General features: G+C 46.8%; 1 protein-coding gene. It reads right to left on the bottom strand.

What is annotated here, in order from left to right:
- Nucleotides 1-132: 132 nt before the first annotated feature.
- Nucleotides 133-1,830: a group II intron reverse transcriptase/maturase gene (gene ltrA, locus HV832_RS17070; protein ID WP_176805254.1), complete on the bottom strand. Its 1,698-nt coding sequence runs from the start codon at nt 1,828-1,830 to the stop codon at nt 133-135.
- Nucleotides 1,831-2,646 lie beyond the last annotated feature (816 nt).

A 2,646-nucleotide genomic window follows, 5' to 3' on the forward strand; every position in this document is an offset into this window, starting at 1 on the left:
AGGTGGGTAGGAACAGGCTATTGCTAGCCCATTCCCCCCTAAGAACCGTGCTTGCGACTTTCATCGCACACGGCTCAAGCCTATTACGCTATTTTCTAAAAAAGAAAAAAATCGTATTTTCTAAGCTTCCTATCAGGAAGCCGGCTTTACTACTTTCAAACCTTTGCTATGCACTTGGGTGTGACAATTGGGGTGCAATAGTACCCGATTTCCCAAAGCATCAGAACCTCCATGCACGCGATATTCAATGTGATGGTCATGCCAGCCTGTTGCCTTGGTCATCTTGCAATTGCATGCTGCACAAAGCCCTTTCTGATCAATATACATCCGAATAAATTGCTTACGATGTCGCATGTTTTCCAACATGCGTTCTTGCCGCAATTGTTCGCCATACATTTCCCATTTGGGGTCAAACGGGTTATACGCCCCTTTGATTTTCTTGTGCCGCTTAATTACTGTACCGGACAACTGGTACAGCTCTGTCAGCGTTGTTTCCCCAACTTCGTTCACTACAGGAACCGCGAATACCCAATTCCGATCATCAACTGAGTGAAAGTATTTCTCCTTCACCCATTCAGTGCTCTTATTTGGATGTCGCCGTTTCGACCACCGCCAGAGCGCCTTGAATATCAGGTGCTCCATTCGGCTGTACGTCGCTTTGGCGACAACAGGACTGTGATACTGCGCCCAGCCCCGAAGGATCGGATTTAACAGGTAAATTAACTCTTCCTGTTTTATCGTCTTATGTTTGCTGATGATTTCCTTCACTTTGCGATAAAACGCTTGCGCGTTTTTCTTGCTAGGTTTGATGAGTAGTTTTCCTTGATACTTACGGAAATTCCACCCCAGAAAATCAAAACCTTGGTCAATGCAGACAATATGCGTTTTCTCATCGGAAAGTGTTAATCCTCTTACTGCCAGGAAATCCACTATCCAAGGGGTGACTTCGTTTTCCAATATCTCTTTCGAGATGCCTGTAATTACAAAGTCATCCGCATACCGAACTACATTCACTTTAAGTCTGTGAGCTTTAGTCACGCCTAACTTCTTACCTAGGTAATCTGTTAAACCCGATTCCAGCCCATTCAGCGTCACATTTGCCAATGTGGGGGAAATAATTCCCCCTTGCGGCGTACCGGTTTCTGTCTCCTGAAACTGGCCTCGGTCTATCAGGCCAGATTTCAACCATTTCCGCAGGATTGAACGCTCCATGGGAACATTTTCAATCAGCCAGTCATGATTGATGTTGTCAAAACAGCCTGCTATATCTGCCTCCAAAATCCATTGAGCCGAAGCTTTACTGGATAAGGAAACAAACAATTGGGACATCGCATCTGCGGTCGATCGATTGTTCCGAAATCCATAGGAATTCAGATCACTCGTCGATTCGGATACGGGTTCCAATGCCAACAAAAACATAGCCTGCATAGCCCGATCTAGCATCGTGGGTATCCCTAAGGGGCGTTTCTTCCCATTCGCTTTCGGTATATAGACTCTCCGCAGAGCAGAGGGACTATATCCACGCGGCTTCATCCTGTTAACTGCCGACCATTTCGTTTCAGGCGACTCCCATAGCTCACCGTCAACACCTGCTGTACGTTTACCTTGATTCTCAGTAACACGTCTTACTGCTAATAATTTTGCAGAGAGCGTGCGGGTTAGCAAACGTTGCAGGGCTTTCACCTTGCGCCATTTGCCTTCCCGTGTAGCCTTCGCAATTCGTATCTGCATCCCTTTCACGTTTCGCTCTACCTGCCGCCAGTTAACAGCGTGCCAGTCTCGCGGTGCGTGAGAAAGCGCAGACACATCCATTTGGATATGCACTTTCATGCTGCTTTCCTCCTTGTAAATTGATAGATAACTTCAATTTCCCAAGTGGAAACTCATAACGCTCCTTGTGGGAGCGTCCATAGCTCCCACAAGTAAAAATATCCGTCTGGTAAGTATCATGTCCTGATACTCACCCTTCACCTCATCCAAGGTAAAGGGTTGGTCAGCCGTCTTGCGACGATAGACCAGATAGAAGTCTGCACCCTTTCAGATCGGGACAAATCTTGAATCCCTATCCGAACCATTACAGCCCGGCATTCGCTTTCTCTATCCTCCCATGCCCGCTCCTCCAACAGTTTCCCTTGCGGGGCACCTGCCAATTTCCGATACACTGGAAATTGGCGGAGAGTCGGGTTTTCCACGTTCCCTACTTATCACACGACTGGGTTAGGGCCTGTCTTTTCTCCGATGGCCTGATGACGACGTATTCCGAGTCGTTAGCAGAATAACCGGCCATACACCTTTTGGTTAATGCCTGACAGCAGTTTTGGCATTTCCATATTTACGAAGTTTAACAACAGTTCACTTACATTACCCCTACCAGCCAGCCTAGCCTCTCAACCCCGTTACTGCTCGGAGTATCTACGCTTCATCTCGCGATATAAGCATACCTAAATCACAGGGAGATACATTGTTAGAAGAGCTTCACACGTAACCGTTACCAGTTAGGCATGTCTTCGTAGGCTACTGTTAGTCGCATAACAGGTTCACTACTCGACTAAAAGATTTAAATCGAACCGAACAATGATAAATAGAGCTTTTGTCCCCTTGCTTACACATTAAAAAACTGCGCACGGGGGACACGTGTCGCACAAC

The sequence above is a fragment of the Cognatundibacterium oligocarboniphilum genome (assembly GCF_013377855.1).
Classification (GTDB): Bacteria; Pseudomonadota; Gammaproteobacteria; order Burkholderiales; family Burkholderiaceae_D; genus Undibacterium; species Undibacterium oligocarboniphilum.

Bases quoted from the DNA above. Each gene is read 5' to 3' on its own strand.
- ltrA (WP_176805254.1), bottom strand. From the start codon at position 1,830: ATGAAAGTGCATATCCAAATGGATGTGTCTGCGCTTTCTCACGCACCG.